We start from the raw sequence: 16,059 nt of genomic DNA, 5'->3' as shown, positions 1-16,059 counted from the left end.
CCCGCGACTGAGGCACTCGAGAGCCCGACGCCCCCACCCCACACACCCCCGACACCGCCACCGACACCACCGCCACCGCCCGCACCGCGGGCGACACCGCCCCCGCCACCGCAAGCCCCGCGGGCAGCGGCAGCGGCGGAGGCGGCAACGGCAAGAAGCCCAAGCGCCCCAAGCGAACCGGGTGGCGGCGCCTCTTCCCCACCTGGCGCATGGTGCTCGGCACCTTCGTCATGGGCGTGCTGCTGATCATCGGCCTGTTCTTCATCGGCTACTCGATGGTGCAGATCCCGTCCGCCAACGCTCTCGCCACCAAGCAGAGCAACGTCTACCTCTACGCCGACGGCTCCCAGCTCGCCCGCGACGGCCGGATCAACCGCGAGAACGTCACCCTCGCCCAGATCTCCAAGCCCGCCCAGCACGCGATCCTGGCCGCCGAGGACCGCGACTTCTACACCGAGTCCGCCATCGACCCCAAGGCCATGCTCCGCGCCGGCTGGAACACCGCCACCGGCAAGGGCAAGCAGTCCGGCTCGACCATCACCCAGCAGTACGTGAAGAACTACTACCTGGCCCAGGAACAGACGGTCACCCGCAAGGCCAAGGAGTTCTTCATCTCGATCAAGCTGGACCGCAACAAGTCCAAGGACGAGATCCTCGAGGGCTACCTCAACACCAGCTACTTCGGCCGCAACGCCTACGGCATCCAGTCCGCCGCCCAGGCCTACTACGGCAAGGACGCGGCCGACCTCGACCCGGCCCGCGCCGCCTACCTCGCCGCGCTCGTCAACGCGCCCAGCGAGTACGACGTCGTCGCCCACCCCGAGAACAGGCCCGCCGCCATCGCCCGCTGGAACTACGTCCTGGACGGCATGGTCACCAAGGGCTGGCTCGGCAAGTCCGAGCGCGCCGGCATGAAGTTCCCCATGCCGAAGGAGCAGACCGTCTCCACCGGCCTCTCCGGCCAGCGCGGCTACCTCGTCGAGGCCGTCAAGGACTACCTCACCGAGAACGAGATCCTCACCAAGGAACAGCTGGAGGGCGGCGGCTACCGCATCACCACCACCTTCCAGAAGTCCAAGCAGAACGCCTTCGTCAAGGCCGTCAACGACCAGCTGATCTCCAAGCTGGACAAGAAGAACAACAAGGTCGACAACTACGTCCGGGCCGGCGGCGCCTCCGTCGACCCCAAGACGGGCAAGGTCGTCGCCCTGTACGGCGGCATCGACTACGTGAAGCAGTACACCAACGGCGCCACCCGCGGTGACTTCCAGGTCGGCTCCACCTTCAAGCCCTTCGTGTTCACCGCGGCCGTGCAGAACAGCTCGACCACCCAGGACGGCCAGCCCATCACCCCGAACACCACGTACGACGGCACCAACCGGCGCCCCGTACAGGGCTGGAGCGGCGGCCCCTACGCCCCCGCGAACGAGGACCAGAAGTCGTACGGCGACATCACCGTCCGCAAGGCCACCGATCTCTCGGTCAACTCGGTCTACGCGCAGATGGCCGTCGACGTGGGTCCCGCCAAGGTCAAGCAGACCGCCGTCGACCTCGGCATCCCGTCCGGCACCCAGGACCTCCAGCCCTACCCGTCCATCGCCCTCGGCACCGCCACCGCCAGCGTCCTGGACATGGCGGAGTCGTACGCCACGCTCGCCAACCACGGCAGGCACGGCACGTACACCATGGTCGAGAAGATCACCAAGGACAGCACCGAGGACGTCAAGCTGCCCGACCGGCAGACCAAGCAGGCCGTCAGCCGCGAGGCCGCCGACACCACCACCTCCGTCCTGCAGAGCGTCGTCGACAACGGCACCGCCGTCGCCGCCCAGCAGGCCGGCCGCCCCGCGGCCGGCAAGACCGGCACCGCCGAGGAGGACACCGCCGCCTGGTTCGCGGGCTACACCCCCGACCTCGCCACCGTCGTCTCCGTCATGGGCCAGGACCCGGTCACGGCCAAGCACAAGTCGCTGTACTACGCCCTCGGCCAGCCCCGTATGAACGGCGGTGGCCCGCCCACCGCCATTTGGGCGCAGTACACGCGTGACGCCCTCAAGGGCAAGCCGGCCACCGAGTTCGACCTCGAACTCCAGCAGGGCGCCGACGTGATCCTGCCCCCGAGCTCGAGCCCCTCCGACCAGCCGGGCACCGCCGGGCAGGACAACGGAGGCGCCACCGACAACGGCGGCCAGGGCAACGGCGGCACCACCAGCACCCCCTCCGGCACCCCCACCGACGGCGGCACCACCGGTGACACCACCGGCGGCGGCACCACGACCGACGGCGGCGGCACGACCACCGACGGCGGCGGAACCACCACCGGCGGCGACACGGCAGGGGGCACCACCGACGGCGGCAACGCGACCGGCGGCGACACACAAGGCGGCACCAACGGCGGTGGCACGACCACCGGCGGCGACACGGCAGGGGGCAACCCGGGCGGCATCGGCACCACAGGACCCCAGCCGTAGAACCCGGCCGCGGACGAGGACGGCGCCCGTCAGCGACCGCTGGTCGCTCGACGGGCGCCCGTCTCAGTGACCGCCGGTCACCTTCAGCCCCACCACGGCGACCAGCAGCAGACACACGAAGAAGATCCGCGCGGCGGTGACCGGCTCACCGAGCACCACCATGCCGAGCACCGCCGCCCCGGCCGCCCCGATCCCCACCCACACGCCGTAGGCGGTACCGATGGGCAGCGACCTGGCGGCGTACGACAGCAGCACCATGCTGGCGACGATCCCCGCACCGGTGACCAGACTGGGCACGAGCCGGCTGAAACCGTCCGTGTACTTCATCCCGATCGACCAGCCGACCTCCAGCAGACCGGCCACGATCAACAGAACCCACGCCACGCCAGCGCACCTCCAGGACGACGGAAAACCCACTTCTCGCGGTGCGTCGTCTTTGCCTGCGTCCCGGTACGGCGCGTCTCGTCGGGCCCCTTCGAACATAGCAAAGGAACGCCGAAGGGGCCGGTGACCACCGTCACCGGCCCCTTCGGCCCTGCTCGGCAGGGAATACCGAACCGCGGGGGAAGCCCCCTCGGGGAATCAGAGATACAGCCCCGTGGAGTCCTCGGCCCCCTCGAACCGGTCCGCGGCCACCGCGTGCAGATCCCGCTCCCGCATGAGCACGTACGCCACGCCCCGCACCTCGACCTCGGCCCGGTCCTCCGGGTCGAACAGGACCCGGTCGCCGGGCTCCACGGTCCGCACGTTCTGGCCCACCGCCACGACCGCGGCCCAGGCCAGCCTGCGCCCGACCGCCGCGGTCGCGGGGATCAGGATGCCGCCGCCCGACCGCCGCTCGCCCTCGCCGGTCTCCTGCCGGACCAGAACCCGGTCGTGCAGCATCCGGATGGGCAGCTTGTCGTGCTGAGGGTTGCTGTTTCTGTTGGCGCTCACGCCTCGAACCTACCTGCCTGTGACTCGCCCGTACGACCCCGGTCAGCCCTTGCGGCGCCGCGTGCCGAGGGCGAGCAGCCCCACGACCCCGACCACCACCAGGGCGACGGGCACGACCCGCTCGAGCCGCGGCGCACCCTCCTCGTCCACGAACTGCGCGCGTACCTCACTCACGACACGGTTGACCTGGACGTACGCCCGTCCGACCGTGTGATCGACATTGGCGACCACCTTGGCCTTGGCATCGCCGACGATCGTCTTCGGATGCACCCGCACCCCGATCTCGTCGAGCGTCTCGGCCAGCACTTCGCGGCGGCGCTTGATGTCCGCCTCGATCTGCGCCGGGGTTCTGGTGTCCGACGTGTCCGCCACCGTACGGCCTCCGAAGTCCTTGATGCTGTTCTGGACAGTCTGTCAGTTCCCGGCTTCCCCGCACCGTAAGGCCCCCCGGTTACGCTGGCCCGATGAGCGAGCGACTCCAGCCCGGGGACCCGGCCCCCGATTTCACCCTCCCCGACGCCGACGGCAACGAGGTGTCCCTCTCCGCCCACAAGGGCCGCAAGGTCATCGTCTACTTCTACCCCGCAGCCCTCACTCCCGGCTGCACCAAGCAGGCCTGCGACTTCACGGACAACCTGGAGGTGCTGGCCGGCGCGGGCTACGACGTCCTCGGCATCAGCCCGGACAAGCCCGAGAAGCTCGCGAAGTTCCGCGAGAAGGAGTCCCTGAAGGTCACGCTGCTGGCCGACCCGGACAAGAAGGTCCTGGAGGCGTACGGCGCCTTCGGCGAGAAGAAGCTCTACGGCAAGACGGTCGTCGGCGTCATCCGCTCCACAGTGGTCGTGGACGAGGAGGGCAAGGTCGAGCGCGCCCTGTACAACGTCAAGGCCACCGGCCACGTGGCGAAGATCATCAAGGACCTCGGCATCTGAGTTCCTCCCGCCCGAACGGCCCGCCCGGCACCCGCCGCGGCGGGCCGTTCCCGCGTCCGAGGCGTGACCGCCCGGCAGGCGGTTCGTTACTCCGTACGGGCCGCGAACACGCGGCCGGAACGGAGGGGGACCGATGGGAGCCGGCGCGTACACCAAGGAACGGCTGGAAGCGGCGGCTCGCGGGGCGCGGACGTTCTCGCAGGCACTGGAGAACCTGGGCGTGGACCCCCGGAGCCCGACCCGCCGGTACGTCCGGGAGCGGATGAAGAAGCTCGGGGTGGACGTGTCGCATTTCGAGAGGGAGGGGGTGAAGTGGACGAAGGAGGTGCTCGAAGGGGCGGTGGCGGCCTCGACGAACATGGCCGAGGTCCTGCGTCGTCTCGGGCTGGAGGTCGTCGGCGGCCACCACACACACATCAGCCGGCGGATCAGGGCGTACGGGATCGACACCTCGCACTTCCGGGGCCCGAACCGGCGGGGCAGGCCCTGGCGGGCCCGTAGCCCGGAGGCCCTTCTCGTCGAGCAGCCGCCCGGTCAGGCCCGCCGCGTGCAGAGCGACCGGCTGAGGTGGGCGATGACGTCCACCGGCGTGGCGGAGCGTTGCGCCTCCTGCGGGACCGCGCCGGTGTGGCGGGGCCGTCCGCTGCCGCTGGAAGTCGATCACGTCGATGGGAACTGGCGCGACAACCGCATCGAGAACCTGCGCTTCCTCTGCCCCAACTGTCACTCGGTGACCGACAACTACCGGGGCCGGGGCAGGAGGGCCGGGGGCGGCGGCGTATGAGCGGCGAGGCGCGGAACACGGGGGAGCGGCCGCCCGGAGCCACCGGACGAGACTCGCGCGGGCCTGCCCGGCCCGGGACCGAGGAGCTGCGTCTGGCTGTCGCCGAGTCGGTCTCCGTCGCCGGGACGCTGCGTCGCCTCGGCCGCCCGGACACCGACACCCAGCGCGCGATGCTGCGCCGCTGGATCGCCGAGCAGGGCCTCTCCACCGCGCACTTCCTGGGGCAGGCGCACCAGCGGGGCAGGACGCACACGGACCGGGCCAGGCGGCCCGAGGACATTTTGGTCCGGCACGACGGCTCCCGTCGGACACGTACCCATCTGCTCCGCCGTGCGCTCCGTGAGGTGGGCGTGCCGGAGGCGTGCGCCGAGTGCGGGCTCGGGCCCGAATGGCTCGGGAGGCCGATGACCCTGGAGGTCGATCACATCAACGGCGACTGGAGCGACGACCGCCGGGACAACCTCCGGCTGCTCTGCCCCAACTGCCATGCGGTGACGAGTACCTGGTGCCGAGGCGGCGGCAGGCGAAAGAAGCCGCCCCGTACACTGAGCGAGGCAAAACGGCCTGCGAGTGATTAGTCCGTTTTGGGGCGGCCGTGGCGAAATAGGCGATACGCGCGGGTTTTAGGTGCCCGTGGGAGAAATCCCGTGTGGGTTCGAGTCCCACCGGCCGCACAGGTGAGGGGTCGCCCGTCCGGGCGACCCCTCTTCCGTTCTCAGCCCAGCAGCTCCCGCACCACCGGCGCCAGCGCCCGGAACGCCTTGCCGCGGTGGCTGATCGCGTTCTTCTCCTCGGGGCTCAGCTCCGCGCAGGTGCGGGTCTCGCCGTCCGGCTGGAGGACCGGGTCGTAGCCGAAGCCGTTCGTGCCGGCCGGTGCGTGCCGCAGGACGCCCCGCAGCTGACCCTCGACCACCCGCTCGGTGCCGTCCGGCAGCGCCAGCGCCGCGGCGCACGCGAAGTGCGCGGTCCGGTGCCCCTCCGCGATGTCGGAGAGCTGGGCGAGCAGCAGGTCCAGGTTGGCCCTGTCGTCACCGTGCCGGCCCGCCCAGCGGGCGGAGAAGATGCCGGGGGCGCCGCCGAGGACGTCGACGCAGAGGCCGGAGTCGTCGGCGACGGCGGGCAGACCGGTGGCCTGGGCCAGCGCGTGGGCCTTGAGGAGGGCGTTCTCGGCGAAGGTGACGCCGGTCTCCTTGACGTCGGGGACGTCGGGGTAGGCGTCCGCGCCGACCAGCTCGTGGGGGAGCCCTGCTTCGGCGAGGATGGCCCTCAGCTCGGTGATCTTTCCGGCGTTACGGGTGGCGAGGATCAGGCGGGTCATGGGGGCCAGTATCCCTGGTGGGCCCGGCCCCCGTGCCCCGGCCGGTCACGGCCTGCCGGCCATGGTGGGTCCGGTGGCCGTGGCCCGGCGCGCACCGGTTGCCGGCCGCGGACGGTCCGGCGGGCCTATATCCGGCGGGTTGCGGGCTGCCGGCCACGGTAGGTCCGGTGGCCGTGGCCCGGCGCGCACCGGCTGCCGGCCGCGGTGGGTCCGGCAGCCATGGTCCGGGCGGTCAGGCCTGCCGGGCGCGGACGGTCCGGCAGGCCATGATCCGGCGTGTTGCGGCCTGCCGGGCGCGGACGGTCCGCCAGGCCATGATCCGGCGTGTTGCGGCCTGCCGGGCGCGGACGGTCCGGCAGGCCTATGTCCGGCGCGTCACGGCCTGCTGGCCGCCGGCGGTGCCGTGGGCCCCTGCTTGCCGTGGGTCGAACCGGCGGCGCGGGCGTTCCTGGTCGCCGTCTTCGCCTTGTTCGCGGCGGCGGACAGCGGGCGGGCGATGTCCTCCAGGGAGCGGCCTTCGGCCCGTACCGCGAGCGCGGCCGCGACCAGCCCGGCCAGGCACATCAGGGCGGCGCCGATCTGGAAGGCGAGGACGGTGTCGCCGACCTTGCCGGTGCTGGTGAGGTCGGCGAAGAGCAGCGGGCCGCTGATGCCGCCGGCGGCGGTGCCGAGGGCGTAGAAGAAGGCGATGGACATGGCCCGGGTCTCCATCGGGAAGATCTCGGAGACCGTCAGGTAGGCGCTGGAGGCGCCGGCGGAAGCGAAGAAGAGGACCGCGCACCAGCAGGCGGTGAGGGTGCCCGCGCTGAGCGAGCCGCGGTCGAAGAGCCAGGCCGTGCCGAACAGCAGGAGGCCGGACAGCAGGTAGGTCGAGGAGATCATGACGCGGCGGCCGACGGTGTCGAAGAGCTTGCCGAGCAGCAGGGGGCCGCAGAAGTTGCCGATGGCGATGACGGCGAAGTAGTAGCCGGTGTGGTCGGCGGGCACGTCGAAGAACTTGGTGAGGATGGCGCCGAAGCCGAAGGTGATCGCGTTGTAGAGGAACGCCTGGCCGATGAAGAGGGAGAAGCCGAGGGTGGCTCGCTTGGGGTAGTCGGCGAAGATGGTGCGGGCGATCTCCAGGAACTTGGTGTCCTTGCGCTGGTGGATCTCCAGCTCGCCCTCCGGCGCGGCGAGCGCCTCGCCCTTCTCGGCCTCGATGCGTTGTTCGATGCCGGTGACGATCTCCTCGGCCTCCCGGTCCCTGCCGTGGATCAGCAGCCAGCGGGGGCTTTCCGGGACGTGGCGTCGTACCAGGAGGATGACCAGGGCGAGGACGGCGCCGAGGGCGAAGGTGAGGCGCCAGCCGAGGTTCGCGGGCAGCAGGTTCGTGTTGAGGGCGACGATGGAGAGCAGGGAGCCGCCGACGGCGCCGAGCCAGAAGCTGCCGTTGATGATCAGGTCGACGCGGCCGCGGTACTTGGCCGGGATCAGTTCGTCGATCGCGGAGTTGATCGCCGCGTACTCGCCGCCGATGCCGAAGCCGGTCAGGAACCGGAAGAGGAAGAACCACCAGGGGGCGAAGGAGACGGCGGTCAGCGCGGTGGCCACGAGGTACACGGCCAGAGTGATCATGAACAGGTTCTTGCGGCCGAAGCGGTCGGTGAGCCGGCCCCAGAAGAGGGCGCCGACGCAGGCGCCGGCCACGTACAGCGCGGCGGCCATGCCGGTGATCTGGCCGGAGGAGATGGCCAGGCCGCTGCCGGGTTCGGAGAGGCGGCCTGCGATGTTGCCGACGACCGTGACCTCGAGGCCGTCGAGGATCCACACCGTTCCCAGCCCGATCACGATGGTCCAGTGCCAGCGGGACCAGGGCAGGCGGTCGAGTCGGGCGGGGATGTTGGTGGTGATGGTCCGGCCGTTTCCGGGCGACGGCGCTTCGGCTGATGTGCTCATGGGCTCCCTCCTCGTCGAGGACGAGGAGTCGGGTGCCCTGGTCCGGTGCGATTAGGCCCCGAGGCCGCGGGAGAGGGTGTGGATGAGCAGGCCGGCCAGCGAGCCGACCACGGTGCCGTTGATGCGGATGAACTGCAGGTCGCGGCCGATGTGGGCCTCGATCTTGCGGGTGGTGTGCTCGGCGTCCCAGCCGGCGACGGTGTCGGTGATCAGGGAGGTGATCTCCTTGCGGTAGGTGGTGACGACGTGCACGGCGGCGCCCTCGACCCAGGTGTCGACCTTGTCCTGGACCTTCGGCTCGCTCGCCATGCGGGAGCCGAGGGACAGCAGGGCGGCCCGTACGCGCACCCGGAGTTCGCTGCGTTCGTCCTCGGCGGCCGCGACGATCATGGAGCGGACGGCGGTCCAGGCGGAGGCGATGAGGTCCTGGACCTCGCTGCGGCCCAGTACCTCGCCCTTGAGCCGTTCGACCCGGGCGCGGGTGTCGGTGTCGGACTGGAGGTCGGAGGCGAAGTCGGTGAGGAAGCGGTCGAGGGCGCCGCGGGCGGGGTGGGAGGGCATGTCGCGCATCTCGGCGCAGAAGCGCAGCAGTTCCTTGTAGACGCGTTCGCCGACCTTCTTGTCGACGAACCTCGGGGTCCAGCCGGGTGCGCCGCCCTCGACGGCGACCATGACGTCGGTGCGGTGCAGCACGAGCCAGTCGTGGGCGCGGCCGACGACGAGGTCGACGACGCGTTTGTGGCCGCCGTCGGCGACGACCCGTTCCAGCATCTTGCCGATGCCGGGGGCGATCTCCTGGGCGTTGGCGCGCCGGGTGACGGCCTCTCCGACCACGGCCTGGACGTCGGAGTCGCGCAGGACGGTGAGGGCGCCCCTGAGGGCGGTGGCCAGTTCGGCGGTGACGCGGTCGGCGTGGTCGGGTTCGGCCAGCCAGGCGCCGAGTCGGCTGCCGATGCCGACGGCGCGCAGCCGCTGGCGTACGACGTCCTGGGAGAGGAAGTTCTCGCCGACGAACTCGCCGAGGGAGATGCCGAGCTGGTCCTTCTTGGTGGGGATGATCGCGGTGTGCGGGATGGGCAGGCCGAGCGGGTGCCGGAAGAGGGCGGTGACCGCGAACCAGTCGGCGAGCGCGCCGACCATGCCGGCTTCGGCGGCCGCCGCGAGGTAGTCCGCCCAGGTGCCGGCGCCCTGGTGCGAGGCCCATGTGGCCAGCACGTAGACGACGGCCACGAACAGCAGCATGCCGGTCGCCGTGAGTTTCATGCGCCGTACCCCGCGCCGCCGTTCCTCGTCGGCGGGGGTGAAGGCGGTCATGGTCCGGTACGACGTGGCCCGGTCCGGTGTTTCCGTCTCCGTGTGTTCCATCATCTCCACCCGTTCGGTGATCCCGCGCACAATTGTCCCTTCCTGACCGACTCCCGGAACGGAACAGGAGTTCCCGGCGTCTGTCTCCTCGGGGGGTTTGCGGCAGGTCCCTGTCAGCTCTCCCTGGTTCATGACGCATCATGGACTCATCGGATCGGAGCCTGAGGCTCCCATCTATCGAGGAGAACAACACAAGCGTGACCAAGCGTCATGGTTATGCCGTCCTGAGCGCGCTCGCCGCGCTGGTCGTGGTTCTGTCCGCCGTCATCTACGTCACGGTGGCCGCCGACGACGGCACCCCCCGCAGCTCTTTCGCCGGCGATCGTCCGCATCGCGGCTCCTCCGTCGCTCCCGCTTCGACCGGCACTTGGGTCGGTTCGTGGTCGACGGCGCCCGCGGGCGGCGAGCCCGGCACCGAGACCGCCGGGCTGGCCGGCCGGTCGGTGCGCAACGTCGTGCACGCGAGCACCGCGGGGACGAGTGCCCGCATCACGCTGTCCAACCTCTACGGACAGTCGCCGCTGACCATCTCGCACGCCTCGCTGGCCCTGTCGGCGGGCGACGGCAGCGCGGCGGCGGCCGCGGAGACGATGCGGCGCCTGACCTTCGACGGCTCCGGCACTGTCGTGATCCCGGCCGGCGGCCAGGTGCTCAGCGACGTGGTCCGGCTGACCATCCCGCACGGGACGGACGTGCTGGTCACCACGTACTCGCCGACGCCGTCCGGCCCGGTGACCTACCACCCGCACGCGCAGCAGGTGTCGTACGTCGCCCAGGGCGACCGCACCGAGGACGCGACCGGTGTCCCGTTCACCGAACGGACGCCGTACTGGCGGTATGTGACGGCCCTTGACGTCCTCAGCAACGAGGCCACGGGCACGGTCGTCGTCTTCGGCGACTCCATCACCGACGGCATAACGTCCACCGTGGGCGCCAACCGCCGCTGGACCGACGTCCTGGCCGGGCGGCTGCGCACGGCCGTCGAGAGCGGTGACGACCTGCCGCGCTACGGCGTCGTCAACGAGGGCATCAGCGGCAACCAGGTGCTCGCGGACGGTCTGGGCCGCCCGGCGGAGAACCAGAGCGGCCTCGGCCGCTTCGGCCGGGACGCGCTGTCCCGGACCAACGCCAAGGTCGTCGTGATCGACCTCGGTATCAACGACATCCTGCGCAACCCCCGCCTCGCCGACCCCGACAAGATCGTCGAGGGGCTGCGCACACTGGTCGGCCACGCCCGCGCCCGCGGCCTGAAGGTCGTCGGCGCCACCCTCATGCCCTTCGAGGGCCACCGCGGCTGGACCCCGGCCCGCGAGGCGGTACGGCAGCAGGTCAACGCCCGGATCAGGGCCGGGCGGGTGTACGACTCCGTCGTGGACTTCGACCGGTCGCTCAGGGACCCGTACGACCCGCGCCGGCTGCGCCCCGAGTACGACTCCGGCGACCACCTCCACCCCAGCGACCTGGGCTTCGCCCGGATGGGCGAGGTCTTCGACCTGGCGGCGCTGAAGGGCGCGGGGCAGACGGAGCTGTAGGCGGGACCGGTCCCGCGGGGATCGTCCCTGGCGGGGTTCGACGGGGTTCGACGGGGTCCGGGTCCGGCGGATTGGTCGGCCGGGGGGTCCGTCCGCGGTGGGGCCGCCCTGCAGGGGTTCGTCGCCGGCGGTATCGGTCCGGTCGGGCCCGTCCCCGGCGGTGTCGGCCCGGTGGGGCCCATCCCGGCGGGCCCTTCGGAACCGGCTCCCGGGCGGATCGTCCGGCGGAACCGGCTCCAGGCGGGATCGTCTGGCGAACCGGCTTTCGGAGGGATCGTCCGGCGGGCGGTCAGGCTCCGGTCGTCGACCCGGGCCGCACGATCATCAGGATCGTCACGGCCGCCCACAGCAGGTTGAACACTCCGGTGAACATGGCCAGCCGCACAGTCGTTTCGCGCGTGCCGCCGCCCTCCACGAGCACGGTCTGGGCCGGCAGCACCAGTGCGGCGAGCACGAGCGCGGCCAGGGCCGTGAGCGCGATGGACACGATCAGCCAGGCGCTGCCGAGCACGCCCATCTCGCTCGCGGTGGCGAACCCGAACACCGGGACGACAAGGCCGACGACGGCGTACACGCGGCAGATCCGGTGCAGCAGCCGCAGGGTCTCGGCGGCCCGGATGTCGTCCGGACCGGCCATGGCCCGGCGGGCTGCGGGCGGGAACATGCTGGCGGCGACGGTCACGGGCCCGACGGCGACGATCGCGGCGAGGACGTGGACGGCGAGGAGGAGCTTGGTCACGTGGTGACGCTATGCGGGCGGTGATCACCGCAGAAGTGGCGGGATTGCCAGAGGTCGACGGATTCCCGCCAGCGACACCTGAGGCGGATCGAGCGACGCCGTTCTCCGTCGACCCCGTGTTCGGCAGGCTCGGCGTGGTTGGCGCTTTCCCGTCGTAGGTCTATTTTCCTGCCATGCACTCCGTGGCCGTCCTGGCGCTGGACCAGGTGATCCCGTTCGACCTGTCCGTCCCGATCGACACCTTCGGATGGGCCCGCCTGCCGGACGGCCGCCCCGGCTACCGTGTCCGGGTGTGCTCCCCGGCCGGGGAGGTGAGTGCCGGAGCGGGTGTCTTCGCGGTGCGGGCGCCCTACGGGCTCGAGGCGCTGGCGGAGGCGGACACCATCGTCCTGCCCGGAGTGACGGACCCGGCCCGTCCGCTGCCGCCCGGGGTCGTGGAGGCGGTGCGCGCGGCGGCGGCGAACGGCACGCGTGTCGCGTCGATCTGCGTGGGCGCGTTCGTCCTCGCGGCCACCGGCCTGCTGGACGGCCTGAGGGCGACGACCCATTGGCAGGCGGCCGGGACCCTCGCGGAGATGTACCCGGAGGTCGTGGTCGACCCGAACGTCCTCTACGTCGACAACGGCCAGTTCCTCACCTCGGCGGGCGCCGCCGCGGCCCTGGACATGTGTCTGCACATGATCCGCGGGGATCACGGTTCGGCGGTCGCGGCGCACGCGGCCCGGATGTCCGTGATGCCGCTCGAACGGGAGGGCGGGCAGGCCCAGTTCATCGTCCACGACCTGCCCCCGGCGCCCGCAGGCGCGACGCTGGAGCCGCTGCTGGCCTGGCTGGAGGCCCACTGCGACCGTGACCTCACCCTGGACGAGATCGCGGTCCGGGCCCGCATGAGCAGCCGTACCCTCAACCGCCGCTTCCGCGAACAGACGGGTACGACACCGCTCCAGTGGCTCCACCGAGCACGGGTGCGGCGGGCGCAGTACCTGCTGGAGACGACGCCGTACCCGGTGGAACGGATCGCCGCGCAGACGGGCTTCGGCTCCCCGACGGCCTTCCGGGAACGCTTCCGCCGGGTGGTCGGGACGAGCCCGCAGGCGTACCGGCGGTCGTTCCAGGTGTGAAGATCGTGTGTGCCGGCGCCGGACCCGGTCGGACCGGGTGGGGTCGGGTCGGGCCGGGTGGGGTTGGTCTGGTCAGGCCCTAGGGGTGACGCCGGTCGGCGACGGCCCAGGAGGCGAGTGCCACGGCGCCGGCGACACCGAAGACCGCGGGCCAGGCGCCGACCTTCTTGGCCAGCGGGTGGGAGCCGGCGAACGCGGCGACGTAGGCGGCGGTGAGCGCGCCGGCGGCCTTCCCGCCCGCCTGCTCGCGCCACTGCTGCGCGGCGGCGGCACCGGCGACGGCCAGCACGGCCCCGCCGAGCTGTCGCTTCTTGGTCCAGCGGGCGACGCCGTAACCACCGACGAGCCCGGTCGCCGCGACGACCGCGCTGGGAACCCTGGCCATGACTGCCTCCTGCTCCTGATGTCCTGTTCGCTCCGCTCCGAGGCTAACCCGCAGGTGAACGGAGTCCCCGAACCTGAGTCCGGCCTTGTCAAGTTTCGGGGCGGTCACACATTGGCCGATTTTGGGGCGGTCACACATTGGCCGAACCTCACCCCATGGCGGCCGTGATCGGGGGTACTGGGCGTCCGGAGTCCGAAGCGTCCCCGAGGAGGAGCCGGCCATGACCGTGGCAGCCCCGCAGCACAGATCCACCATCCCCGCCCCTGCCCCGCGTCCCGACACCGGTGGCTCGGCCGGGGAGGCCGGTTGGCTGGAACTGACGCAGGCGGTGCGGGAGGCGGGTCAGTACCCGACGGCCGCGAAGGCCGAGGCGGTGACCCGTATCGTCCTGTCCTCCCTGGGCACGCACGTGACCGGTGACGAACGCGTGGCCCTGGCCCAGTCCCTCCCCCCGGAGGCGGGCAGGGTGGTCGCGTCCCAGATCCCCGTCGTCCACCCGCTCCCCGCCCGGGAGTTCGTGGAGTTGGTGGCGTCCCGCATCGAGGGCTCGACCCCCGCGACCGCCCGCTGGGACGTCAGCTCGGTCCTCGGTGTCCTGGCGGACCAGCTGGACGAACCCCTGACGACCCGCGTCCTGGCCCAACTCCCGCCCGGCTACGCGCTCCTGTTCGGCCGAGCGGACCTGGCGCCGCCGATGCCCTTGACGGCGCCCGCGGCATAGCCGAGCCCTCGTACGCAGGGCGCCGCGCAACCGCCCTGCGGCGCCCGCGCCCGTCACACCGGCCGGCCGGGCCCGGTGTGGGCCGACCGGACCGCTGAACCGGCGGTACTGGCTGGGCCGGCGGAACCGGCTGGACGACCGGCTAGACCCGCTCGAGCGCCCGGTGAGGTGCTTCCGGAAGCTCCACGGCGATGCCGTCACCGGGCCGCACGGGGCCGCCCACCCGTACGACGCCCATGACCCCGGCCCTGTACCGGACGTGCCCGTCCGTGTCGCGCCCGACGACCTGCTTCAGCAGTCCGTGCCGGAAGCTGTCGATCTGGGCGCAGGGGTTGCGCAGCCCGGTCACCTCGACGACGGCCTGGTTCCCGATCCGCAGCAGCGTCCCCGTGGGCAGCCCGAGCAGGTCGATCCCGCGAGTGGTGATGTTCTCGCCCAGGTCCCCGGCGGTCACCTCGAACCCCTTCGCGGCGACCTCGTCGAAGAGTTCGGCGTGAATGAGGTGCACCTGCCGCAGGTTCGGCCGGGTCGGGTCCTTGGCGACCCGGGAACGGTGCTTGACGGTCACCCCCGCGTGCACGTCCCCCTCCACGCCGAGCCCGGCGAGCAGGGTGATGGTCTCCCGGTTCGGCTTGGTGAACGAGTACACCCCGTTGCTGCTGACGGCAGTGACAGTGGCGCTCATGGCAGACCCCCGTTTCGGCTCATCGCGGCAAGCTTCACCTACAGCCTATTTCCCGGTGCGACCCCGCCCCCGCCAACGGACTTGAAGTCGCGGCCGACGATGACCCAGCCGCCATCGAGCCACCGGCGGCACCACGGACCCCGACTCGGCCGGATAGCTGACAGGCCCTCGGGTACTCGCTTCCCCAGCACGGCCCATGGCCGAGTCCGGTATGCGGTGACAGCAACGGAGAACCAGATGAAGGCCCGCCGATCAGCAGCCCCGCCGGCCCCCGCGCCGATACTGGCGGACGCACGGTCCGCCGACGTCCTGTCCGGTCGTTACCGGTTGGGCGCCAGAATCGGATCGGGAGGCATGGCCGACGTCTACGAGGGCCTCGACACGCGTCTCAGGCGACCGGTGGCCGTCAAGGTCTTCCGGCCGGGCCCCGGCCCGCAGACCGAGGACAGCCTTGCCACGGAGGCCGTGCTCCTGGCCCGCCTCCAGCACCCCGGACTGGTCACGGTCTACGACTCCGGCCGGCACGACGACCGGGCCTACCTGGTCATGCAGCTGGTCGACGGCCCCAGTCTGCACAGCCTCCTGGCGAGCGGACCGCTGCCCCAGCCGCGCGTGACCGCACTCGGCGCTTCCCTGGCCGGGACCCTCGCCTACGTCCACCGGACCGACATAGTGCACCGCGACGTCAAACCGTCGAACGTCCTGCTGGACCGGGCCGGTGACCCGCACCTGGCCGACTTCGGCATCGCACGCCTGGCGGACGCCACCTGCCACACCGCACCCGACGTGCTGACGGGCACGGCCGCCTATATGGCACCGGAGCAGGTGGAGGGCGGCCGCGTCGGCCCGGCCGTCGACGTCTACGCGCTCGGTCTGGTCCTGCTGGAGTGCCTGAAAGGAGCGCCGGAGTACCGGGGCACCCCGCTGGAGGCAGCGGTCGCCCGCCTCCTCCGCACCCCCGAGATCCCCACCTGGGTCTCGTCGGACCTCGCGGCACTGCTGCGGGCCATGACGGCCCAGGACCCCGAGTCCCGCCCGACCGCCGACCGGTGCGCGCAGGCCCTCACCGCCCTGAACGCCGAGAGCCACCCCTACGAGCTGCTGCCGACGGAGCCCGCCCCGGTCCACCGCCGGC

General features: G+C 71.7%; 17 protein-coding genes, 1 tRNA gene and 1 riboswitch. Of the genes, 9 read left to right on the top strand and 9 right to left on the bottom strand.

Going from position 1 to position 16,059, the window contains the following annotated elements:
* Nucleotides 1-209 precede the first annotated feature (209 nt).
* On the top strand, nucleotides 210-2,471 hold the full coding sequence (locus tag V7E45_RS30480; protein ID WP_443056289.1) for a transglycosylase domain-containing protein: 2,262 nt from the start codon (nucleotides 210-212) through the stop codon (nucleotides 2,469-2,471).
* 63 nt (nucleotides 2,472-2,534) lie between these two features.
* Here the strand turns inward: V7E45_RS30480 and V7E45_RS30475 are convergent, their stop codons facing one another.
* From V7E45_RS30475 to V7E45_RS30465, 3 genes are all read right to left on the bottom strand, one after another.
* On the bottom strand, nucleotides 2,535-2,855 hold the full coding sequence (locus tag V7E45_RS30475; RefSeq protein WP_333777436.1) for a DMT family transporter: 321 nt from the start codon (nucleotides 2,853-2,855) through the stop codon (nucleotides 2,535-2,537).
* Between the two features lie 40 nt (nucleotides 2,856-2,895).
* Nucleotides 2,896-2,967: riboswitch (guanidine-III (ykkC-III) riboswitch) on the bottom strand.
* Nucleotides 2,968-3,053: 86 nt separating this feature from the next.
* Nucleotides 3,054-3,356, bottom strand: a complete 303-nt coding sequence (locus tag V7E45_RS30470) for a GroES family chaperonin (RefSeq protein ID WP_020940315.1) — start codon at nucleotides 3,354-3,356, stop codon at nucleotides 3,054-3,056.
* Nucleotides 3,357-3,449: 93 nt separating this feature from the next.
* Complete coding sequence (locus tag V7E45_RS30465; RefSeq protein WP_333777435.1) at nucleotides 3,450-3,779, bottom strand: DUF3618 domain-containing protein; 330 nt, start codon at nucleotides 3,777-3,779, stop codon at nucleotides 3,450-3,452.
* 92 nt (nucleotides 3,780-3,871) lie between these two features.
* Here V7E45_RS30465 and bcp point away from each other — a divergent pair, with 92 nt between their 5' ends.
* From bcp to V7E45_RS30445, 4 genes are all read left to right on the top strand, one after another.
* Nucleotides 3,872-4,339: a thioredoxin-dependent thiol peroxidase gene (gene bcp, locus V7E45_RS30460; RefSeq protein WP_333777434.1), complete on the top strand. Its 468-nt coding sequence runs from the start codon at nucleotides 3,872-3,874 to the stop codon at nucleotides 4,337-4,339.
* Nucleotides 4,340-4,472: 133 nt separating this feature from the next.
* Entirely contained in the window at nucleotides 4,473-5,123 is a 651-nt protein-coding gene (locus V7E45_RS30455) for an HNH endonuclease signature motif containing protein (RefSeq protein WP_333777433.1), read from the top strand.
* Complete coding sequence (locus V7E45_RS30450) at nucleotides 5,120-5,701, top strand: HNH endonuclease signature motif containing protein (protein ID WP_443056288.1); 582 nt, start codon at nucleotides 5,120-5,122, stop codon at nucleotides 5,699-5,701. Before V7E45_RS30455 ends, V7E45_RS30450 begins: the two co-directional genes overlap by 4 nt.
* Nucleotides 5,702-5,712: 11 nt before the next feature.
* Nucleotides 5,713-5,797, top strand: a tRNA-Leu gene (locus tag V7E45_RS30445).
* Between the two features lie 41 nt (nucleotides 5,798-5,838).
* Here V7E45_RS30445 and rdgB read toward each other — a convergent pair.
* From rdgB to V7E45_RS30430, 3 genes are all read right to left on the bottom strand, one after another.
* Nucleotides 5,839-6,441 carry an RdgB/HAM1 family non-canonical purine NTP pyrophosphatase gene (gene rdgB / locus V7E45_RS30440; protein WP_333777432.1) on the bottom strand — a complete coding sequence of 201 codons (603 nt, stop codon included), beginning with the start codon at nucleotides 6,439-6,441 and terminating at the stop codon, nucleotides 5,839-5,841.
* A 375-nt stretch (nucleotides 6,442-6,816) separates the two neighbouring features.
* Nucleotides 6,817-8,376 (bottom strand): MFS transporter, encoded by a 1,560-nt coding sequence (locus V7E45_RS30435; protein ID WP_333777431.1) that lies wholly within the window; start codon nucleotides 8,374-8,376, stop codon nucleotides 6,817-6,819.
* Between the two features lie 51 nt (nucleotides 8,377-8,427).
* A complete protein-coding gene (locus tag V7E45_RS30430; RefSeq protein WP_333777437.1) occupies nucleotides 8,428-9,741 on the bottom strand; it encodes a DUF445 domain-containing protein in 1,314 nt (437 codons plus the stop codon).
* 197 nt (nucleotides 9,742-9,938) lie between these two features.
* Between V7E45_RS30430 and V7E45_RS30425 the strand changes: the two genes are divergently transcribed.
* Nucleotides 9,939-11,273: an SGNH/GDSL hydrolase family protein gene (locus V7E45_RS30425; protein ID WP_333777429.1), complete on the top strand. Its 1,335-nt coding sequence runs from the start codon at nucleotides 9,939-9,941 to the stop codon at nucleotides 11,271-11,273.
* 289 nt (nucleotides 11,274-11,562) lie between these two features.
* Here V7E45_RS30425 and V7E45_RS30420 read toward each other — a convergent pair whose 3' ends face one another.
* Nucleotides 11,563-12,012 carry a hypothetical protein gene (locus V7E45_RS30420; protein WP_333777428.1) on the bottom strand — a complete coding sequence of 150 codons (450 nt, stop codon included), beginning with the start codon at nucleotides 12,010-12,012 and terminating at the stop codon, nucleotides 11,563-11,565.
* A gap of 173 nt (nucleotides 12,013-12,185) precedes the next feature.
* Between V7E45_RS30420 and V7E45_RS30415 the strand changes: the two genes are divergently transcribed.
* Nucleotides 12,186-13,133, top strand: a complete 948-nt coding sequence (locus tag V7E45_RS30415; RefSeq protein WP_333777427.1) for a GlxA family transcriptional regulator — start codon at nucleotides 12,186-12,188, stop codon at nucleotides 13,131-13,133.
* Nucleotides 13,134-13,212: 79 nt separating this feature from the next.
* On the opposite strand, the gene V7E45_RS30410 is transcribed toward V7E45_RS30415, so the two are convergent.
* Nucleotides 13,213-13,518: a hypothetical protein gene (locus tag V7E45_RS30410; protein ID WP_333777426.1), complete on the bottom strand. Its 306-nt coding sequence runs from the start codon at nucleotides 13,516-13,518 to the stop codon at nucleotides 13,213-13,215.
* 220 nt (nucleotides 13,519-13,738) lie between these two features.
* Here V7E45_RS30410 and V7E45_RS30405 point away from each other — a divergent pair, with 220 nt between their 5' ends.
* Nucleotides 13,739-14,239 carry a DUF2267 domain-containing protein gene (locus V7E45_RS30405; RefSeq protein WP_333777425.1) on the top strand — a complete coding sequence of 167 codons (501 nt, stop codon included), beginning with the start codon at nucleotides 13,739-13,741 and terminating at the stop codon, nucleotides 14,237-14,239.
* A 142-nt stretch (nucleotides 14,240-14,381) separates the two neighbouring features.
* Here V7E45_RS30405 and V7E45_RS30400 read toward each other — a convergent pair whose 3' ends face one another.
* Nucleotides 14,382-14,924: an MOSC domain-containing protein gene (locus V7E45_RS30400; protein WP_333777424.1), complete on the bottom strand. Its 543-nt coding sequence runs from the start codon at nucleotides 14,922-14,924 to the stop codon at nucleotides 14,382-14,384.
* A gap of 354 nt (nucleotides 14,925-15,278) precedes the next feature.
* Here V7E45_RS30400 and V7E45_RS30395 point away from each other — a divergent pair.
* Nucleotides 15,279-16,059: serine/threonine-protein kinase (locus tag V7E45_RS30395; RefSeq protein ID WP_333777423.1), on the top strand; the 781-nt coding region annotated here is incomplete at its 3' end.

Origin of the sequence: Streptomyces sp. IBSBF 3136 (genome assembly GCF_036815105.1) — a bacterium.
Taxonomy (GTDB): domain Bacteria; phylum Actinomycetota; class Actinomycetes; order Streptomycetales; family Streptomycetaceae; genus Streptomyces.
This window is presented reverse-complemented; position numbering and strand designations above follow the sequence as displayed.